At 70.9% G+C, this 18,816-nt stretch carries 14 protein-coding genes; 2 read left to right on the top strand and 12 right to left on the bottom strand.

What is annotated here, in order from left to right; genetic code table 11:
* Positions 1-23: 23 nt before the first annotated feature.
* From ACWD5F_RS13710 to rplU, 4 genes are all read right to left on the bottom strand, one after another.
* Positions 24-1,514 (bottom strand): FG-GAP and VCBS repeat-containing protein, encoded by a 1,491-nt coding sequence (locus ACWD5F_RS13710; protein ID WP_451253996.1) that lies wholly within the window; start codon positions 1,512-1,514, stop codon positions 24-26.
* 173 nt (positions 1,515-1,687) lie between these two features.
* Positions 1,688-3,127: a GTPase ObgE gene (gene obgE, locus ACWD5F_RS13715; RefSeq protein ID WP_451253998.1), complete on the bottom strand. Its 1,440-nt coding sequence runs from the start codon at positions 3,125-3,127 to the stop codon at positions 1,688-1,690.
* 146 nt (positions 3,128-3,273) lie between these two features.
* On the bottom strand, positions 3,274-3,528 hold the full coding sequence (gene rpmA / locus ACWD5F_RS13720; RefSeq protein WP_401720996.1) for a 50S ribosomal protein L27: 255 nt from the start codon (positions 3,526-3,528) through the stop codon (positions 3,274-3,276).
* 14 nt (positions 3,529-3,542) lie between these two features.
* Positions 3,543-3,863, bottom strand: coding sequence for a 50S ribosomal protein L21 (rplU, locus tag ACWD5F_RS13725; protein WP_007381993.1), 321 nt, complete (start codon positions 3,861-3,863; stop codon positions 3,543-3,545).
* Between the two features lie 363 nt (positions 3,864-4,226).
* Here rplU and ACWD5F_RS13730 point away from each other — a divergent pair, with 363 nt between their 5' ends.
* Positions 4,227-6,254 (top strand): glycosyltransferase family 2 protein, encoded by a 2,028-nt coding sequence (locus tag ACWD5F_RS13730; RefSeq protein WP_451254000.1) that lies wholly within the window; start codon positions 4,227-4,229, stop codon positions 6,252-6,254.
* Positions 6,255-6,310: 56 nt separating this feature from the next.
* The gene (rfbC, locus tag ACWD5F_RS13735; RefSeq protein WP_451254002.1) at positions 6,311-6,904 is read left to right on the top strand and encodes a dTDP-4-dehydrorhamnose 3,5-epimerase; all 594 of its coding nucleotides are present in this window, start codon (positions 6,311-6,313) and stop codon (positions 6,902-6,904) included.
* Between the two features lie 75 nt (positions 6,905-6,979).
* Here rfbC and ACWD5F_RS13740 read toward each other — a convergent pair whose 3' ends face one another.
* The 8 genes from ACWD5F_RS13740 to ACWD5F_RS13775 all read right to left on the bottom strand — a co-directional run bounded on the left by ACWD5F_RS13740 (position 6,980) and on the right by ACWD5F_RS13775 (position 18,801).
* Positions 6,980-8,317, bottom strand: a complete 1,338-nt coding sequence (locus ACWD5F_RS13740) for an FG-GAP repeat domain-containing protein (protein ID WP_451254003.1) — start codon at positions 8,315-8,317, stop codon at positions 6,980-6,982.
* Between the two features lie 42 nt (positions 8,318-8,359).
* Positions 8,360-9,259 carry a dTDP-4-dehydrorhamnose reductase gene (rfbD, locus tag ACWD5F_RS13745; protein ID WP_451254005.1) on the bottom strand — a complete coding sequence of 300 codons (900 nt, stop codon included), beginning with the start codon at positions 9,257-9,259 and terminating at the stop codon, positions 8,360-8,362.
* Entirely contained in the window at positions 9,256-10,251 is a 996-nt protein-coding gene (gene rfbB / locus ACWD5F_RS13750) for a dTDP-glucose 4,6-dehydratase (RefSeq protein ID WP_451254006.1), read from the bottom strand. The genes rfbD and rfbB overlap by 4 nt, the downstream gene beginning before the upstream one ends.
* Positions 10,248-11,315 carry a glucose-1-phosphate thymidylyltransferase gene (locus ACWD5F_RS13755; RefSeq protein WP_451254008.1) on the bottom strand — a complete coding sequence of 356 codons (1,068 nt, stop codon included), beginning with the start codon at positions 11,313-11,315 and terminating at the stop codon, positions 10,248-10,250. The genes rfbB and ACWD5F_RS13755 overlap by 4 nt, the downstream gene beginning before the upstream one ends.
* 209 nt (positions 11,316-11,524) lie before the next feature.
* The gene (locus tag ACWD5F_RS13760; RefSeq protein WP_451254010.1) at positions 11,525-11,773 is read right to left on the bottom strand and encodes a hypothetical protein; all 249 of its coding nucleotides are present in this window, start codon (positions 11,771-11,773) and stop codon (positions 11,525-11,527) included.
* A 497-nt stretch (positions 11,774-12,270) separates the two neighbouring features.
* Entirely contained in the window at positions 12,271-16,458 is a 4,188-nt protein-coding gene (locus ACWD5F_RS13765; RefSeq protein ID WP_451254012.1) for an Rne/Rng family ribonuclease, read from the bottom strand.
* A gap of 273 nt (positions 16,459-16,731) precedes the next feature.
* Positions 16,732-17,496, bottom strand: coding sequence for a TIGR03936 family radical SAM-associated protein (locus ACWD5F_RS13770; protein ID WP_451254014.1), 765 nt, complete (start codon positions 17,494-17,496; stop codon positions 16,732-16,734).
* A 48-nt stretch (positions 17,497-17,544) separates the two neighbouring features.
* The gene (locus ACWD5F_RS13775) at positions 17,545-18,801 is read right to left on the bottom strand and encodes a hypothetical protein (RefSeq protein ID WP_451254016.1); all 1,257 of its coding nucleotides are present in this window, start codon (positions 18,799-18,801) and stop codon (positions 17,545-17,547) included.
* Between the last annotated feature and the right edge of the window lie 15 nt (positions 18,802-18,816).

An 18,816-nucleotide genomic window follows, 5' to 3' on the forward strand; every position in this document is an offset into this window, starting at 1 on the left:
GGGGCCGATCGGTCCACAGACGGTCAGTACGCGAATCCCGAGCCGAACTTCGCCTTCGTGCCGGTGGTGCCGAGGAGAGTGTTGCCGAAGGAGATCGTTCCGCCCGGCGACACGACGGTGCTCGCACCCGATCGGAACGACCAGACGTAACCGGCCTCGCCGTTCTCCCCCGGCGAGCCGACGACCAGATCGGCCTTCCCGTCGTGGTTCGCGTCCCCGAGGTGCACGGCCCGCCCGAAGTCGTCGCCCTTCTCCCCGGTCCCGGGCACACCGGCGGTGTTCTGCGAGACCGCCCGCGCGCCGGCCCCGGTCGGCCCGGCGGCCGTGCCACGCAGGACCACGACCGAACCGGCGTCGGCGACGGACCCGAGGTTCTCGCCGGGCACTCCGGTGACGACGTCGGGATAGCCGTCGCCGTCGACGTCGGCGATCTGGACGTCGGTGCCGAAGCGGTCGCCCGTCTCGGCGGTGCCGGGCACGCCGGGGGTGTCCTGCCAGAAGAACTTGGCCGCCACGCCGTCGGGACCCTCCGCGGTGCCCGGGATCCAGCCGATCCGGCCGCCCTTGACCCAGTTGTGCATGAGGTCGCTGTCGTACCCGTCGACGGCCCGGCCCACCACGATGTCGGCGTAGCCGTCCCGGTTCACGTCCCCGACGTCGAGGTTCTCGCCGCCCTGGAGGCCGGCGCCGTCGACGTCGTGGACGAGGGTGAAGGGCGTGAGTCCGTCCTCGGTGCCCAGCCAGTAGACGATCCGCCGGGAGTCGAACTCCTCGGCGTCGTTCTCGGCGGCGACGAGGTCGGTGAAGCCGTCGCCGTTGATGTCGCCCGCGGCGAGGTCGAGGACGCGGCTGTTGTACGGGTCCTTCACCACCTGGCCGGCGTAGATCCCGGAGCCGTCGCGGGCGAAGGGGCCGCGCAGCACGGACAGGTCGCGCTGGTCCCGTACGGTCACGACGTCACTCGCACCGTCGCCGTCGATGTCCGCCGCGATCAGCCGCCCCTGCGCGCCGAGTCCGTCGTGCGCGCTCGCGCCGGCTATGAGCGAGGTCCCGCCCGACAGGCCGTGGGCGCCGCCCCAGAGAACCTCCACCAGGCCGGAGTCGGTGCCTTTCGTGGTGTCCTCGCCGCCGACGCCGACGACCAGGTCGAGGTATCCGTCCCGGTCGATGTCGGCCGTGGTGAGCGCGCTGCCGAAGCGGTCGCCCTGCTCCGGGGTGCCGGGCACACCGGCGCTGTTCTGCGTGAACACCTTGCGCCCCGAGGTGGTCAGCCCGTTCTTCGAGCCGTACAGCACGGCGACGTACCCGGCCTGCGCCCTGCCGCCGACGGTCGCCCCGGGCGCGGCCACGGCTAGGTCGGCGTAGCCGTCACGGTTGAAGTCCTGCGTGACCTTGGGCGCGACCGGTGCGGCCTGGGCGGACGGCGCCACGAGAGAGGCCGTCGCGGTCGCCGCGAGCACGGCGACCGCGACGGCCAGGGCACGACGGGAGCTGGGAAGAACGGACTCGGCCATGTCGACTCCGGGAATCGGAAGGGCAGTTGACCGCGGAGAGGCTCAACTCCCTCGTCCACGCTGCCCGGTTCGACTCGCCATGAGGCAGGGTGGTTGCCCTGGGATACACCGCGAGTTTTCCCGGTCTTTACTTCCGGGGTGCCGAGGGCACCCCGCCCTTCCGCCGGAAACCCCTACTCGAACGGGTCGAAGTCGCCGTACTCCTGAAGCGCTTCGTCGCGCTCGGCGTCCCGGTCCCGACGGCGCTGGGCCGCGGGCCGCGGCGCCTCGAAGCGGTGGTCCTCGCCTCGTCGGCCGAGCATCTCCGCACCGGCCATCACGGTCGGCTCCCAGTCGAAGACGACCGCGTTGTCCTCGGGGCCGATGGCGACACCGTCGCCGGAGCGGGCACCCGCCTTCATCAGCGCGTCCTCCACACCGAGGCGGTTGAGACGGTCGGCGAGGTAGCCGACGGCCTCGTCGTTGCTGAAGTCGGTCTGGCGGACCCAGCGTTCGGGCTTCTCGCCGCGCACGCGGAAGAGACCGTCCTCCTCCAGTACGACGGTGAAGCCGCTGTCGTCGACCGCCTTCGGGCGGATGACGATCCGGGTCGCCTCCTCCTTCGGCTTGGCGGCGCGCGACTCGGAGATCAACTCCGCGAGCGCGAAGGAGAGTTCGCGCAGGCCCGTGTGTGCGACCGCCGACACCTCGAAGACCCGGTAGCCACGGGCCTCCAGGTCGGGCCGCACCATCTCGGCGAGGTCCTTGCCGTCCGGTACGTCGATCTTGTTCAGGACGACCATGCGCGGACGCCGGTCGAGACCGCCGTACTGCTTCAGCTCCTCCTCGATGATGTCGAGGTCGGAGATCGGGTCGCGCTCGGACTCCAGCGTCGCGGTGTCGAGGATGTGCACGAGGACGCTGCACCGCTCGACGTGGCGCAGGAACTCCAGGCCGAGGCCCTTGCCCTGGCTGGCGCCGGGGATCAGACCCGGGACGTCGGCGATCGTGTAGACGGTCTCGCCGGCCGTCACCACACCCAGGTTCGGGACCAGGGTCGTGAAGGGGTAGTCCGCGATCTTCGGCTTGGCCGCGCTCAGCACGGAGATCAGCGAGGACTTGCCGGCGCTCGGGTAGCCCACGAGAGCGACATCGGCGACCGTCTTCAGCTCCAGGACGATGTCCCGGAAGTCACCGGGCACGCCGAGCAGCGCGAAGCCGGGGGCCTTGCGGCGGGCCGAGGCCAGCGCCGCGTTGCCGAGGCCGCCCCGGCCGCCCTGCGCGGCGACGAACGAGGTGCCCTCGCCGACCAGGTCGGCGAGCACGTTGCCCGCGCCGTCGAGCACGACCGTGCCGTCCGGCACCGGCAGGATCAGGTCCTGGCCGTCCTTGCCGGAGCGGTTGCCGCCCTCGCCGGGCTTGCCGTTGGTGGCCTTGCGGTGCGGCGAGTGGTGGTAGTCGAGCAGCGTGGTCACGGACTGGTCGACGATGAGGATGACGTCCCCACCCCTGCCGCCGTTGCCGCCGTCCGGGCCGCCGAGCGGCTTGAACTTCTCACGGTGGACGGAGGCACAGCCGTGGCCTCCGCTACCCGCGGCGACATGCAGCTCGACGCGGTCCACGAAGGTGGTCATGGGATGTGCCTCCAGTTACGTACAACAGTGTTTCCAGATCAACACGCGAAAGGCGGACCCGCTTCCCGGAAGGGAAGTGAGGTCCGCCTCGCGAAAGCTTCCGATCAGTTGTCCGAATCAGTCACCTGACTCGGCTACCTGATGTGTCAGGCGACCGGAACGATGTTCACGACCTTGCGGCCACGGTGGGTGCCGAACTCCACCGCGCCCGAGTTCAGCGCGAACAGCGTGTCGTCGCCGCCACGGCCGACGCCCGCGCCGGGGTGGAAGTGGGTGCCGCGCTGGCGGACCAGGATCTCACCCGCGTTGACGACCTGACCGCCGAAGCGCTTCACGCCGAGCCGCTGGGCATTGGAGTCGCGACCGTTCCGGGTGGACGATGCGCCCTTCTTGTGTGCCATCTCTCCTCAGTCCCTTACTTCGCAGCCGCGGGGATCTCAGTGACCTTGATCGCCGTGTACTGCTGGCGGTGGCCCTGACGACGGCGGTAACCGGTCTTGTTCTTGTAGCGAAGGATGTCGATCTTGACGCCCTTGTGGTGGTCCACGACCTCGGCCTGGACCTTGATGCCGGCCAGCACCCACGGGTCGCTGGTCACAGCGTCGCCGTCGACAACGAGCAGGGTCGAGAGCTCGACCGTGTCGCCAACCTTGGCAGTGGAAATCTTGTCAACCTCAACGATGTCGCCGACAGCAACCTTGTGCTGGCGACCACCGCTGCGCACGATGGCGTACACGCGGATCTCTCTTTCGCTCGGAGAACGGCACCCCCGCAGGCCAGCGATCCGGTACGAACACGGACAGCCTCTCCCGGTCGCCGAGGCGTCCGGAAGGTAAGAGGTTTACGGGGATGTGGCATGTCTCTGTTCTGACACGCCGACGGTCTAGGCTACGGGCCCGCTCGCGGCCTGGTCAAACCGGGCTGGTCCGCCCCGGAATCGCAGGGGATCCGGCATGGAACCGGAGGGTCCGAATCCTCCTCTTGTACCCCAAAGCACTGCGGCTAGTCTGTGACTCCAGCCATACACATCTTGGCCACCGCACGTCCACGTGACAGTCACTACCCGCAGGGCTTCCCGACAGGAGAACAGGTTCCCCAGATGCCGACCAAGGTGAGCGTCATCATCCCGGTGTACAACCCGGGAAAGTACATTCAGCCCTGCATCGACTCGCTGTTGAAGCAGACCCTCTCCGTCGACGAGTTCGAAGTCATTTTCGTCGATGACGGGTCGACCGACGAAACGCCCGCCGAACTGGATTCCCTTGCCGCCCAGCACCCGCATTTCCGGGTCGTCCACATACCGAATTCGGGTTGGCCGGGCAAGCCGCGGAACATCGGCGTGGGCGAGGCGAAGGGCGAGTACGTCCAGTTCGTCGACCAGGACGACTACCTGGCCTCGGACGCGCTGCGACGACTGTACGAGATGGGTCACCGCAACGGGTCGGACATCGTCATCGGCAAGGTGGCCAGCAACTTCCGCGGTGTGCCGCACGGGGTCTTCCGGGTCGACCGGGAGAAGTGCACCATCCACGACGCACCCCTGTACGACAGCCTCACACCGCACAAGATGTTCCGCACCGAATTCCTCCGCGAGAACAACATCGCCTATCCCGAGGGAAAGCGGCGGCTGGAGGACCAGCTCTACATGATGGAGACGTACTTCCCCGCGAAGGTCGTCTCCATTCTCGGCAGCTACACCTGCTACTACTACTCGAAGCGCGACGACGGAAAGAACGCGGGCTCCGCCAGGCCGGTTCCGTCCGGCTATTACGGAAACCTCCGCGAGGTCCTGGACGTCGTCATCGCCAACACCGAGCCCGGTGAATTCCGGGACATGCTCCTTCGCCGTTTCTACCGGGTGGAGATGCTCGGCCGGATCAGCGAACCGAACGTTCTGAAGTACGAGCAGGCCTATCTCGACGAGATGGTCGACGCCATCCAGCCGCTGGCCAAGGATTTCATGGGCGACGGCGTGCACGACGGGCTCGGGGCGATCTCCCGCATCCGCTCCACGCTGCTGCGCCGCGACGACCGCGAGGCCCTGCTGCGGCTCGCCGAGTTCGCCCGGGGCGTCAAGGGCGTGGCCCGCCTCGAGGACGTCGCCTGGCAGCCGAACGGCAAGCTGGCCGTCACGGTCACCGCCCGGCTCACCCAGGGCGAGGACGGTGAGCCGCTCAAGGTGCTGCGCCGCGACGACCGCTTCTACCTGCACCCCGAGTACACCGACGGACTGCTCGGCGAGGGCGAACTGGTCGACGTCACCGACGAGTTGGCCGAGTACAAGGCCGAGATGTCGCTGCGCAACCGCGAGACGGCCGTCGAGTGGCCCTGCGCGATGGAGTTCACCTCCGCCGTCGAGGACCTGGGCGACGGCGCCTGCGAGGTCGTCCTGCGCGGCACCGGCCAGGTCAACCCGCAGGGCGCCAAGGGCCGCGGCCCCGTCTCGCGCGGCTTCTGGGACGTGTGGGTCCCGGTGCGCGGTCTCGGCCTGGTCCGCAAGGCCCGGCTGGGTGCCGACCGCGACCCGAAGGTCGACGCGGAGTGCCGCCCGGCGCTGCTGGGCTCCCCGGCCCGCCCGGTCATCCCGTACTTCACCGACCCGCACGGCAACCTCACGCTCGACGTGGCCCGCCGCAGCAAGAAGCTGGCGGAGTACCTGGAGGGCCGTCCGGTGCTCCGGATGCCCGGCAGCCGGCCGGAGCTGCGGCTCGACGTGTTCGCCCGCCCGGCGACCGCGCCGCTGAAGACGGAGCTGGTGCTGACCGCCGAGGGCGGCCGCAGCCACCTGGTGCCCGCCCAGGTCGTCCCGATAGAGGGCCGCAGCCACCTCCTCCTGCCCGAGCGGGTGACCGTGCCCGCCGGCCGCTGGCAGGCCTCCGTGCGGCTGGACGGGGAGAAGAACCCCGCCCTCCCGCTCTGCGCGGTGACCGTCAACGGCGGCGGACGACTGCGGCTGGGCAACGAACTCCCGGTCGTGGACGCGGAGTTGGTCCGCGCGACGGTGACCAGGCGGCGCAAGGCGACGGTCCGCCGCAGGCTGCGCGTGGTCGGCGGTCCGATCGTGCGCCGGCTGCCGTCCTCCGCCCGCAAGAAGGTCCGCCGGCTGGCGGCGAAGTTCGTCGGCTGACCACCGCCCCACCCCGGACACACCGCACGACACAGCACACCAAGGATGTGAACGACATGAGGCAGCTCGGCATCGCCGGCGCCTGGGTCCACGAGCCGAAGGTCTTTCCCGACGCGCGCGGCAGCTTCCACGAATGGTTCAAGGGACCGGACTTCGCCGAGGCCACCGGCCACCGGCTGAACCTGGCCCAGGCCAACTGCTCGGTCTCCAGCCGCGGCACCCTGCGCGGCGTCCACTTCGCCGACGTACCGCCCAGCCAGGCCAAGTACGTGAAGTGCGTACGCGGCGCGATCCTGGACGTCATCGTCGACATCCGCACCGGCTCGCCCACGTACAAGCAGTGGGAGGCCGTGCGCCTCGACGACGTGGACCACCACTCCGTCTACCTCTCCGAGGGGCTCGGGCACGCCTTCATGGCGCTGACCGACGACGCGACCGTGGTCTACCTGTGCTCCGAGGGCTACGCCCCCGAACGCGAGCACGGCATCAACCCGCTCGACCCCGATCTCGGCATCGAGTGGCCGACGACGGTGGAGCCGGTCCTCTCCGAGAAGGACGCGGCGGCACCGACCCTGGCCGAGGCTGAGGCGCGGGGGCTGCTGCCGTCGTGGGAGGACTGCCAGGCGTACTACGCCGAGCTGCGCGACTGAGCCGACGCAGCCGCACGAAGAGGCGGGACACACGAAGAAGGGCCCTCGCGGATCCGTCCGCAAGGGCCCTTCTCGTCATCCGACGGGCCAGAGGCCGCGCCGCAGACCCGTTATCTCCGGTCCGAGGTCGAGGTCGGCCGCCTTGATCGTCAGCATCGGGGAGGTGTCGACGCCGTCCGGTCCACCGTGCAGCACCCGGACCTCGCCCTGATCCTCGACCACCAGTTCGGCCGCCCGGTCGCGGTCGGTGTCGAGCAGCACGGCCGAGTCGCCGGGCACGGCCTGCGCCCCCTTGAGAGTGAGTCCCTCGGCACTCCCTCGCAGCACGAGGAGCTCCCGCTTCAGGCCCTTCTCGACCTCGGCCGAGAACACCACGTCGGCGTACCCGTCCCCGTCCGTGTCACCGACCACGGGCCGGCCGCCGAACGAGCAGAAGGAGAAGGGTCCTTGGACCGGCAGCCCCGCCGTGTCCGCCGTGAACCGCTGACTTCGCACCTTGGGCCCTCCGTACAGCACACCCAGCCGGCTGCGACCCTTCGGAGTCACGGGGTCGCCCCGCGCCTCGCAGTCGCGCCCCACCACGACGTCGGCGTACCCGTCCTTGTCGATGTCCGCCGTCGTGAGCGCGGAGCCGTAGAAGTCCTCGCCCCGCTCGTCCGTGAGCCGCGGCCCCTTGGACAACTTCCCGTCCGCGGCGCCCCGGTACAGATAGGCGGCCTCCGCGATGGGTGCCTCGTCCACCAGCATCCCCCAGGAGACCAGGAGATCGTCCTTGCCGTCCCCCGTGACGTCCCCGAGGGCGGCGGGCACCGCGTCATAGTGCGCCGGATCGCTGGGCGTCAGGTCGACGGAGACAGTGCTGTGCGGCACGCCTTTGCGGTCGAACGGCCCCAGCAGCACCCGTACGGCGTTGTCGTGGCTCCCGGCGACCCCGGACAGGATCAGATCGGCGTGCCCGTCCCCGTCGACGTCTCCGGTGAGCGGCGCGGACCCCTTCAACCGGGCCGCACCGGAGAGCCCCTTGTCGCTCCCCCAGACGACGAAGACCGTGCGGTAGCCCGCCTGGGTGATGAAGTCGGCCCGCCCGTCACCGTCGAGGTCGGCACTGAGGCTGCTGCTTGAGCTGCCGAAGCCACCGCCCTCGCCCGCCTTGCCGAGCCCGAGCTCGTTCTGGGTGACGATCTGCGCTCCCTTGAGCCGGGGGCCCTGCGCGGAGCCGCGCAGGACGGCCGCGTATCCGGCGGCGTACTTCCCGTTCACGGTCGCGGTGGTGTCGGAGACGACCAGATCGCCGTATCCGTCCCCGTCGAAGTCGGAGCGGACGCCGGGGTGTTGGGGTGGTGCCTCGCCGTCCGACCCGCAGGCGGCCAGCAGCAACACCAGGGCGGCGCCGACGACATGACGTCTCTTCATGTCACCTCCGACCCTCCGCCCCGGTGTTGGGTTGTACCGCTGTCAGCCCCGCTCCGCCGTCACCAGCGCCGGGAACGCCTCCGTGAGCGCCTCGCGCCAGTCGCGGATCGGCTCGATGCCGGCCGCCGCCCACCGGTCGTGGCCCAGCACGCTGTACGCGGGCCGGGGCGCGGGGCGTACGAAGGCCGCGCTCGTGGTGGGCCGGACCCGCTCCGGGTCGGCGCCGAGCCGCTCGAAGATGGCCCGGGTGAAGCCGTACCAGGTCGTCTCGCCGGAGCTGGTGCCGTGGTAGACGCCGGCCGGTGCGGTGCCGGCGAGGGCGCCCTGGCCGAGGCGGACCAGGCGGTCGGCGAGGTCGGCGGTCCAGGTGGGCTGGCCCCGCTGGTCGTCGACGACGTCGAGGGTGTCCTTGACGCCCTCCAGCTTGATCATCGTACGGACGAAGTTGCCGCCGCCCGCGCCGTACAGCCAGGCCGTGCGCACGACGTAGCCGGTCCGCGGGAGGGTGTCGAGGACCGCGCGCTCGCCCGCGAGCTTGGTGCGGCCGTAGGCGCCGCGCGGCCCGGTGGGCGCGTCCTCGGCGTACGGCTTCTCCGCGTCGCCCGCGAACACGTAGTCCGTGGAGACCTGGAGGAGTACGGCACCGTCGGCCGCGCACGCCTCGGCGAGGTGCCGGGCGCCGTCACCGTTGACGGCCAGGGCCTCGTCCTCGCGGGACTCGGCGTCGTCGACGGCCGTCCAGGCGGCGCAGTTGACCACTACGGCGGGCCGGTGCTCGGCGAGTGCCGTGCGCACCGAGGCCGGGTCGGTGAGGTCGAGGTCGGCGCGGGCGGCGGCGACGGCCGGGATCCCGGCGGCGGCGAGTGCTGCCAGGACGTCCTGGCCGAGCATGCCGCCTGCGCCGGTGACCAGCCAGTTCTGCTTCTGGAGCGGAGGGGTCACAGCGCGGCCCGCTCCTTCAGCGGCTCCCACCAGGAGCGGTTGTCGCGGTACCACTGGACCGTCTCCGCGAGGCCCTGCTCGAAGCTCTTGCGCGGCTCGTACCCGAGCTCCTCGCGGATCTTCGTGCAGTCGACGGAGTAGCGGCGGTCGTGGCCCTTGCGGTCCTCGACGTACTCGACGCTGGTCTCCCAGTCGGCGCCGCAGGCCTTGAGCAGCAGCCCGGTGAGCTCCTTGTTGGAGAGCTCGGTGCCACCGCCGATGTTGTAGACCTCGCCGGCGCGGCCCTTCGTCCGCACCAGTTCGATGCCCTGGACGTGGTCGTCGATGTGCAGCCAGTCGCGGACGTTGCCGCCGTCGCCGTACAGCGGGACCTTCTTGCCGTCGAGGAGGTTGGTCACGAAGAGCGGGATGACCTTCTCGGGGAAGTGGTGGTGCCCGTAGTTGTTGGAGCAGCGGGTGACGCGGACGTCCAGGCCGTGGGTGCGGTGGTACGACAGCGCGATCAGGTCGCTGGACGCCTTCGCCGAGGAATAGGGCGAGTTGGGCTCCAGCGGGTGCGTCTCGGGCCAGGAGCCCTCGTCGATCGAGCCGTAGACCTCGTCAGTGGAGATGTGCACGAAGGTCTTGATGCCGGCGCGGTGGGCGGCGTCGATGAGCGTGTGGGTGCCGACGACGTTCGTACGGACGAACTCGGCGCCACCGTCGATGGAGCGGTCGACGTGCGACTCGGCGGCGAAGTGCACGACCTGGTCGTGCTCGGCCATCAGCTTGCCGACCAGTTCGGGGTCGCAGATGTCGCCCTGCACGAAGGCGAACCCCGGGTGCGCGCGCACGTCGTCGAGGTTGGCCGGGTTGCCTGCGTACGTCAGCTTGTCCAGCACGGTGATCGCGACGTCACCGGGTCCTTCGGGGCCGAGCAGCGTACGGACGTAGTGCGAGCCGATGAATCCGGCGCCGCCGGTCACCAGGATTCGGGTGGGAGCGGTGGTCATGAAGAGATCTGCACCTTGCTGTGATCACCGAGCACGAGCCGGTGGGCCGACGGGTTGCGGGGCGCGGGCGTGACCTCGACGTCGCGCCCGATGAGCGAGGCCTCCACGCGGCGCACGCCGGTCACCGAGGATCCGCGCAGGACTATGGAGTACTCGATCTCGCTGTCCTCGATCCTGCAGTCCTCGGAGACGGATGTGAAGGGACCGATGTAGGCGTGCTTGACGACCGAGCCGGCGCCGACGATCGCGGGGCCGACGATGCGGCTGCCGCTGACGTGGGCGCCCGCCTCGATCCGTACCCGGCCGATGATCTCGCTCTCCTCGTCGACCGTGCCCTCGATCAGCGGCTGCACGGTCTCCAGGACGGACCGGTTGACCTCCAGCATGTCGGTGACGTTGCCGGTGTCCTTCCAGTAGCCGGAGATGGTGGTGGAGCGGACGTCGCGCTTGTCGTCGATCAGCCACTGGATGGCGTGCGTGATCTCCAACTCGCCGCGCCAGGAGGGCTCGATGGAACGGACGGCCTCGTGCACGGCCGGGGTGAACAGATAGACACCGACGAGCGCGAGATCGCTCTTGGGCTGCTTCGGCTTCTCCTCGAGGCCCACCACCCGCCCGTCGGCGTCGAGTTCGGCGACACCGAAGGAAGTGGGATTCGGAACCTTGGTCAACAGGATCTGCGCGTCGGGCCGTTCGGTGCGGAACTCCTCGACCAGGCCCTTGATGCCGCCGACGATGAAGTTGTCGCCGAGGTACATCACGAAGTCGTCGTCACCGAGGAAGTCCTGGGAGATGAGCACGGCGTGGGCGAGCCCGAGGGGCGCGTCCTGGGGAATGTAGGTGACCTCGATCCCGAACTGCGAGCCGTCGCCGACGGCCTCCCGGATCTCCTCGGCGGTGTCCCCGACGACGATCCCGACCTCGGTGATCCCGGCCTCGGCGATCGCCTCCAGGCCGTAGAACAGCACGGGCTTGTTGGCCACCGGAACCAGTTGCTTGGCCGAGGTGTGGGTGATGGGACGGAGGCGGGTACCCGCTCCTCCGGAGAGCACGAGTGCCTTCACGTGATATATCCCCGTTTGTCTGAATTAAGCATCATCTCGGTCACATCATAGCCGCGCTATACAAAGCTAGATTCACCGCTCGTTCACATGGTTGCCTGCTGCGGGTCAATTCGTGGTCGAGGTCACGAGAAAGGGGAGCGGGGGGCTTCGGGAGGCGTGAGATCCGGCCATTTCGCCAGTGGCCCAAGGAATCCGCCCATGGCTCCCCGTCAACAGTTCGAATCAGACAGCTCCGGCACCCCACGGGAAGACCGCCTCTCTCGCAGCCACTCCCACTCCTCCGCGATCACCATCCCGCCGAGAAAAGCCACGACGTGCTCCAGCCCGGCCGCGACGACGTCGTACCGCGAGCCGAGTCCGGCCCTGGCGGCGAGCACCCGCACGGCACCGCCGAGCCGTACGGCGGCGGCGCAGCACAGGGCGAGGCCTGCCGAGTCGAAGGCCACGTCCACGACCACCTTCCGTCTCCGTACGGCATCTCTGTCCGGCGCCGGGGCTCGGACGGAACACCGTGCCGGAGTGTTGTCGCGATCCTTCGGGCTGTCTGCCTCGCTCTGGAAACCGCTCAGTCGGAAACGTCGCCGCTCCGGACTCTCGCCATCTCCAGGTCGGATCCACGGGCGCTGAGTCGCAGTTGCCCCCCGGAGGTGTATCCGCCCGACACCACGTGCAACTCGTCTCCCGGCGCGGGCCACTCGGAGGCTCTCACCGGAAGGTCATGGATCAGAATTCGATCAACGACGCCGACCTCTTCGGACGGGACTCGCACCCTGAGGCCGTACGACATCCGCTCGACGACGATCGCCGAGACGACCCGCCACTTCTCCAGGCGTGGAAATTCTCTCGTCATCGTCCGCTCCAAGGGAGCCTGGGGAACGTGTTGAGTTCCTAGAAACAGGACGGCCCACCCGGTAAGAACCGGGCGGGCCGTCCATCACACTGCGCAGTAAGCGCGTCAGTCCTCGGTCGAGACCGACACACCCGACGGGGACTGCTCCGCCGCCACCGTCTTCTTCGACGCGGACTTCTTCGCGGTGGCCGTCTTGGCCGCCTTCTTGACCGTCGCCTTCTTCGCGGCCGTCTTCTTGGCCGCGGTCTTCTTGGTGGCGGTCGCCTTGGTCGCGGCCTTCTTCGCCGTGGCCTTCTTGGCCGTCTTGCGGGCCGTCTTCTCCGCCGCCGGAGCCTCGGTGCCCGCCTCCGCGGACTCCTCGGGCGCGGCCTGGGCCGGCGCCTCCGCCGACGGGACGACCACGACGGCCGCCTCCTCGGACGCGGTGGGCGCGGTGGCCTTGCGGACGGCACGACGGCGCGGACGGGCCGGGGCCGCGGTCTCGACCGGCGCCTCGGGCTGCTCGGCCGCGGCCGGAGCCGCCTCCGGCTGCCGCTCGGGCGCCGTCTCGGCGACCGTCACCACGGCGGCCTCCGCTCCCGCGGGCGAACCGGCGGGCGCGGACACCTTGCGGGTGGCGCGACGGCGGGTACGTCCCTTGGGCGCGGCCTCGTCGACAGCGGCAGCCTCGGCCGGGACGACCGGGTCCGCCACCGCGGCGGGCTCGGCGAGCGCCTCGGCGGCCGACTCCGAGCGCACCGGACGCTGCGCGGCGGCCTCGGCCGTCACGGACTGCGCCGTCGGTGCCTCGGGCGCGGACTGCTCCGCCCGCTGCTCGCCCGTGCCGTACTCGTCGGACCCGTGCTCGTCCGAAGACCTGTGCTCGTCCGACCTGTTCTCCCGTCGGGGCGCACCCGCCGGGGCCGACGCACGCCGGCCGGCCCGGCGCCGCGAACGGCCACCGCGGACCGCGGCCTCCGCCTCGGCGACGCTGCTGTACAGCTCCTCGTCGGGTGTGAACGCGGGTCCGTCGAGCGCGATCGGCTCGGCCACCTCGGCGGCGACCTCGGCCTCGGTCTCGGTCTCCTCGTGCGTGTCCACGGCACCCGCGGACTCGTGCTCGTGCTCGTGGGTGTGCCCGTCGCCGCCGCGCCCGCGCTTCTTGCGCTTGCCGCCGCCACCGGCGGAGCTCGGCTGCTCCATGTGCACGATGACACCGCGCCCGTTGCAGTGGACGCAGGTCTCGGAGAAGGACTCCAGCAGACCCTGTCCGACCCGCTTGCGGGTCATCTGCACGAGCCCCAGCGAGGTCACCTCGGCGACCTGGTGCTTCGTACGGTCCCGGCCCAGGCATTCGAGCAGGCGCCGCAGCACCAGGTCCCGGTTGGACTCCAGGACCATGTCGATGAAGTCGATGACGATGATGCCGCCGAGGTCGCGCAGCCGCAGCTGGCGGACGATCTCCTCGGCCGCCTCCAGGTTGTTGCGCGTGACGGTCTCTTCGAGGTTGCCGCCCTGACCGGTGAACTTGCCGGTGTTGACGTCGACGACGACCATCGCCTCGGTCCGGTCGATCACCAGCGAACCGCCGCTGGGCAGCCAGACCTTGCGGTCCAGGGCCTTGGCGAGCTGCTCGTCGATCCGGTACGTGGCGAAGACGTCGACCTCGGAGGTCCACTTCGACAGCCGGTCGGCGAGGTCGGGGGCGACGTGCGAGACGTAGCCGTGGATGGTGTCCCACGCCTCGTCACCGCTGACGACGACCTTGGTGAAGTCCTCGTTGAAGATGTCGCGGACGACCCGGACCGTCATGTCGGGCTCGCCGTAGAGCAGCGTCGGCGCGTTCGAGCTGCCGCCGTTCTTCGACTTCTTCTGGATGTCCTCCCACTGACCCTGCAGCCGCTCGACGTCACGGCGCAGCTCGTCCTCGCTCGCGCCCTCGGCTGCGGTGCGCACGATGACGCCCGCGTCCTCGGGGACGATCTTCTTGAGGATGGTCTTCAGCCGGGCCCGCTCGGTGTCGGGCAGCTTGCGGCTGATGCCGGTCATGGAGCCCTCGGGGACGTACACGAGGTAGCGCCCGGGGAGGGAGACCTGGCTGGTCAGGCGCGCGCCCTTGTGTCCGATCGGGTCCTTCGTCACCTGGACGAGCACGGACTGGCCGGACTTCAGGGCGGCCTCGATGCGGCGCGGCCCGTTGGCCATGCCCAGTGCCTCGAAGTTGACCTCACCGGCGTACAGGACGGCGTTGCGGCCCTTGCCGATGTCGATGAAGGCGGCCTCCATCGACGGCAGCACGTTCTGGACCTTGCCCAGGTAGACGTTGCCGACGTACGAGGTGGCCTGCTCCTTGTTGACGTAGTGCTCGACGAGCACGCCGTCCTCCAGGACGCCGATCTGCGTGCGGTCGCCGTACTGGCGGACCACCATCACGCGCTCGACGGCCTCGCGGCGGGCCAGGAACTCCGCCTCGGTGATGATCGGGACGCGTCGGCGGCCCTGCTCACGGCCTTCGCGGCGGCGCTGCTTCTTGGCCTCCAGACGGGTCGAGCCCTTGATGGACTGCACCTCGTCGGACGGCTCGGACTGCTTGCGCGGCTCGCGCACCTTGACGACCGTGCGCTCCGGGTCGCCCTCGGTGGGCTCGTTGTCCGGACCGCTGTCACCGGCGCGGCGACGGCGCCGGCGACGACGACGGCTGCTGGAGCTGGAGCCACCGGAGTCGGCGCCCTGCGCGTCGTCGTCGGACTCGTCGTCGTCCTCGTCGGTCTGGTCGGTGTCCTGCGCGGCGGCGGGCTCGTCGGACTCGTCGTCGTCGACGGCATCCTCGCCCCCGGCCTCGGCCAGCTCGCCGCGACGACGGCGACGGCCGCCCCGGCGACGGCGCCGGCGCGAACCGGTGTCCTCGGACTCGTCGTCGTCGACGGCGTCCTCGGCCGACTCGTCGGCCTCCTCCGGCTCGTCCTCGACGACGGGCTCGACGGGCCGCGGCTCGGTCTCCTCGGCGAACGCGGCACCCCGGCCGCGACGGCGGCGGCGCGGTGCGGCGGGCGTCTCCTCGACGCGCTCCACACGCTCCACCGGCTGCTCGTCGATCTCGTCGGCCTCGTCGGTGTCCGCGGCCTCGGCGGCGGCCTGGGCCGCGGCGCGCTCGGGCGTCTGGAACCTGGGCTCGGTGAACACGGGCGCCTGGAACATGGCGACCGCGGGGCGCGCGGGCCGGCGCGGCGTCCCGTCCTCGTCGCCCTGGGCCGCGTCGGCGACCGCGGCAGGCGCGGCAAATCCACCGGCGGCCTTACGGGCGGACCGGCGACGGGCCCGACGCGGGCCGCCGTCCTCCTCAGCGGAGGCAGGGGCGGAAGCAGCAGGGGCTTCGGCGGCGGGCGCCTCGACGGCAGCGGCCTCGGCGTCACGCCCGTTCACGGGAGCGGCGGCGGGTGCGTCGGCGGTCTCCACCGACTCGGTCGCCTGGTCGGCCCGGCTTTCCGTGGGCTCACCGGCGGGCGCGGTCACCCGGCGGGTGGCGCGACGGCGGGTACGACGGGGAGCGGCGTCCTCGTCGGCGGAGGCGGGGGCAGGTGCTTCGGCGACAGCCTCGGTGGAAGCGACGGGCGCTTCGACAATGACCTCGGCCTCGGCGGCGTCCGCACTCGGCGCACCGGCGGGCGCGGAGGCCCGACGTGAGGCGCGGCGGCGGGGACGACCGGCGTCCGGGGCTTCTTCGACCGCGGCCTCGGCGGCAGCGGGAATCTCGTCGACGGCGGGCGCCGCCACGGTCGTGGCGGGCAGGACGGTCTCGGCAGCCTCAGCGGCCACCGGCGCACCGGCCGGCGCGGACACCCGGCGGGTGGCCCGACGGCGGGTACGGCGCGGAGCGGCCTCCTCGTCGGAGTCCGCCTCCTCGACGCTCTCGGGCGCGGCCACGGCGGGCACCTCGGCGGTCGCGGGCACCACGGTCTCGGCCACCTCGGCGGCCACGGGCGCACCGGCGGGCGCGGAGGCACGACGGGTCGCACGACGCCGTGGACGACCAGCGGGCGCGGCTTCCTCAGCGGCGACTTCCGCCACGGCAGCCTCGTCCGTCTCTTCGGTCTCGTCCGTTTCTTCGGCCGCCGCTACCTCAAGGGTCTCGTCGACCTTCTCGTCGTCCTCGGCCGGTATGGCCGGCGCGACGACGTCTTCCGATGCCTCGGCGGCACCGCCGACCGGTGGACCTGCGGGTCGGGAAGCGGCACGGCGCCGACGACGCGGCGGCAGTGTGTCGCTGGGGGTGTTCTGTTCGGAACCCTCGATGGGTTCGGTCGGTTCGAGCATGCGGGCGTTTCTCCCGTCAGGCTCCCGGGCGCCGCACCTGGTCCGGTGTCGATGGCATCGACCACCGCTGACGTCCGCGGCTCGCGCGATGCGCGGTGCCGCCGTCCGGGGCGCGGGCGCCGCACGGGAACTCTCTAGTGTCCTGTCTCGCCGGTTCCGTACGCCATGTTGCGTACGGCCTGGCGAAAGTCTTGTGGTCAGTGCACTGCCCGACCCAGGTGGCTCCCGAGTACGAGGGCGGCGCTACGACGTCCGTCCTTCGCGGGACCTTCCTTACACCGGCGCCTTCGCGGCGGCAGCGGGATCGGCCGTGGTTACAGCCGTCGCAGCCTCGCGGTCGGGCGCGAGCGGGTCGGTCACCGTGCCGGTCTCTTCATCGAGCAGCCCCTGCGCCAGCCTGGTCACCGCTGCGGGGACCGGCGGCGCCAGGTCGGCCACGGCGCGGAGACCGGACAGGACGTCGTCGGGTCGTACGGCAGGCGTCACGTGCCGAACAACCAGCCGCAGTATCGCACAGGGCTGGTCCGTCGGCCTATCTGCCTGCGAACTGTGCGTTTCCAAGTGTACGACCGCGGAGCGCGCGTCGAAGGTTCGAACGCCGTTCTTGGTCATGCGCTGGACCTCGACGGCACCGGCGGCGTTGAACGCGCCGACGGCCCGCTCGGCCTCCGCCGGATCCACGCCGTCCAGCCGCAGCTCCCACACGGAAGCCGTGAGCCGGTCCGCGAGCCCGGAGGTCCGGGCCTCGACCGCGTCCACGACATCGAGCCCGGTGGGCATCGACTCGTCCAGCAGCGCTCTCAGTTTCTCGGGATCGCGCGCCGCGGTGAGCGCGATCTCCAGGTACTCCGCCTCACTGCCCGTGCCGGTGGGTGCGGCATTGGCGTACGACACCTTCGGATGCGGCGTGAACCCCGCCGAGTAGGCCATCGGCACCTCGGCACGGCGCAACGCACGCTCGAAGGCGCGCTGGAAGTCACGATGGCTGGTGAACCGGAGGCGGCCGCGCTTGGTGTAGCGCAGTCGGATGCGCTGCACCGCGGGTGCGGGAGGCGGGCCTTCGGGCTGTCGCTTGCCCAGTGTCGTTCAGTCCTTCGTGAGTGCGGTCGTACTGCTACCTAGAGTACGTGTCTCGGGCCCCGACGGTTCCCGGGCGCCGACGATCTCGACGGGCGCGGGCTCCCCGAAGAGCATCCGCCGGAAGTCGGCCCGCGCCTGCCGCACGGACTCACGGGCCGCGGTCAGCGCCTCCCTGCTCGCCCGTCCCACCGTGCGCGCGACCTCGGCGACGGGCCGCACCACGGCGTCCCGTACGACGTGCCCGACCGGTGTCAGCACGGTCTGGTACACCCACCGCACGGGTTCTACGAAGATCCACCGGAAGAGGGTGCCGAGGAACCGTCCGACGGCGAGCGAGATCCTGGACGCGATCCGCCACCCGTGCCCGACCGCGTCCGCCACCTCCCGTCCGACGACGGCCAGCAGGTGCCCGACGGGCACGAGCACCCACTGCCACAGGGCGAGCGCGGGCAGGACGAACAGCACGCGCGCGATCCAGTACAGCCCGACGCCGATCGCCGACAGCGCGATGCCGATCCCGCGGACGATCCCGGTGACGACCGTGCTCGCGAGCCACACGAGCCCCTTGGCGCACCACACCACCGCCCGCCCCACCGGCGTCACCAGCCACACCACACCCCGCGCGACCCACAGCACACCGTGCCCGACAGGCGTGAGCACGCGCGCGTAGAACCACATCAGTCCGGCCCCGAAGCTCCGCGTCAGCCAGGCGAGACCATGCCCGACCGGCGTCAGCACGTACTCGTACAGCCACGTGAGGGGCACGACCACGAGCACGCCGAACAGCCACCCCAGCGCCTTCCCGAAAGGCACCACCCCGAACCGCCACAGCCCCACGAACGGCCACACGAAGACAGCCCGCGCAAGCCACGCCAGCGCCCGCCCCACCGGCGGAAACACCCTGTCCGCGAGGAATCGCCAGGCGACGACGAGCGCATCCCAGACCACCGTCGCCGGCGCGACGACGAGCACGCCGAACAGCCACCCCAGCGCCGCCCCCAGGGGCACCACCCCGTACCGCCACAGCGCCACGAACGGCCACACGAAGACGGCGCGTGCGAGCCACTCCAGTGCCCGTCCCACCGGCCGGAACAGCCTGTCCGTCAGGAACCGCCCGGCGACGACGAGCCCGTCCCACACCATCCGCGCCGGCACGATCAGCACCAGCGCGACGATCCGCACGGGCAGGCGTATCGCCACGACGAGACACCCCTCGGGCGTCTGCCGCGCGGGCCCTTCTGCGGGGAACTTGTCCAGGTCCATACCGAGCTAGACGCA

It is taken from the genome of Streptomyces sp. NPDC002499 (genome assembly GCF_053595415.1).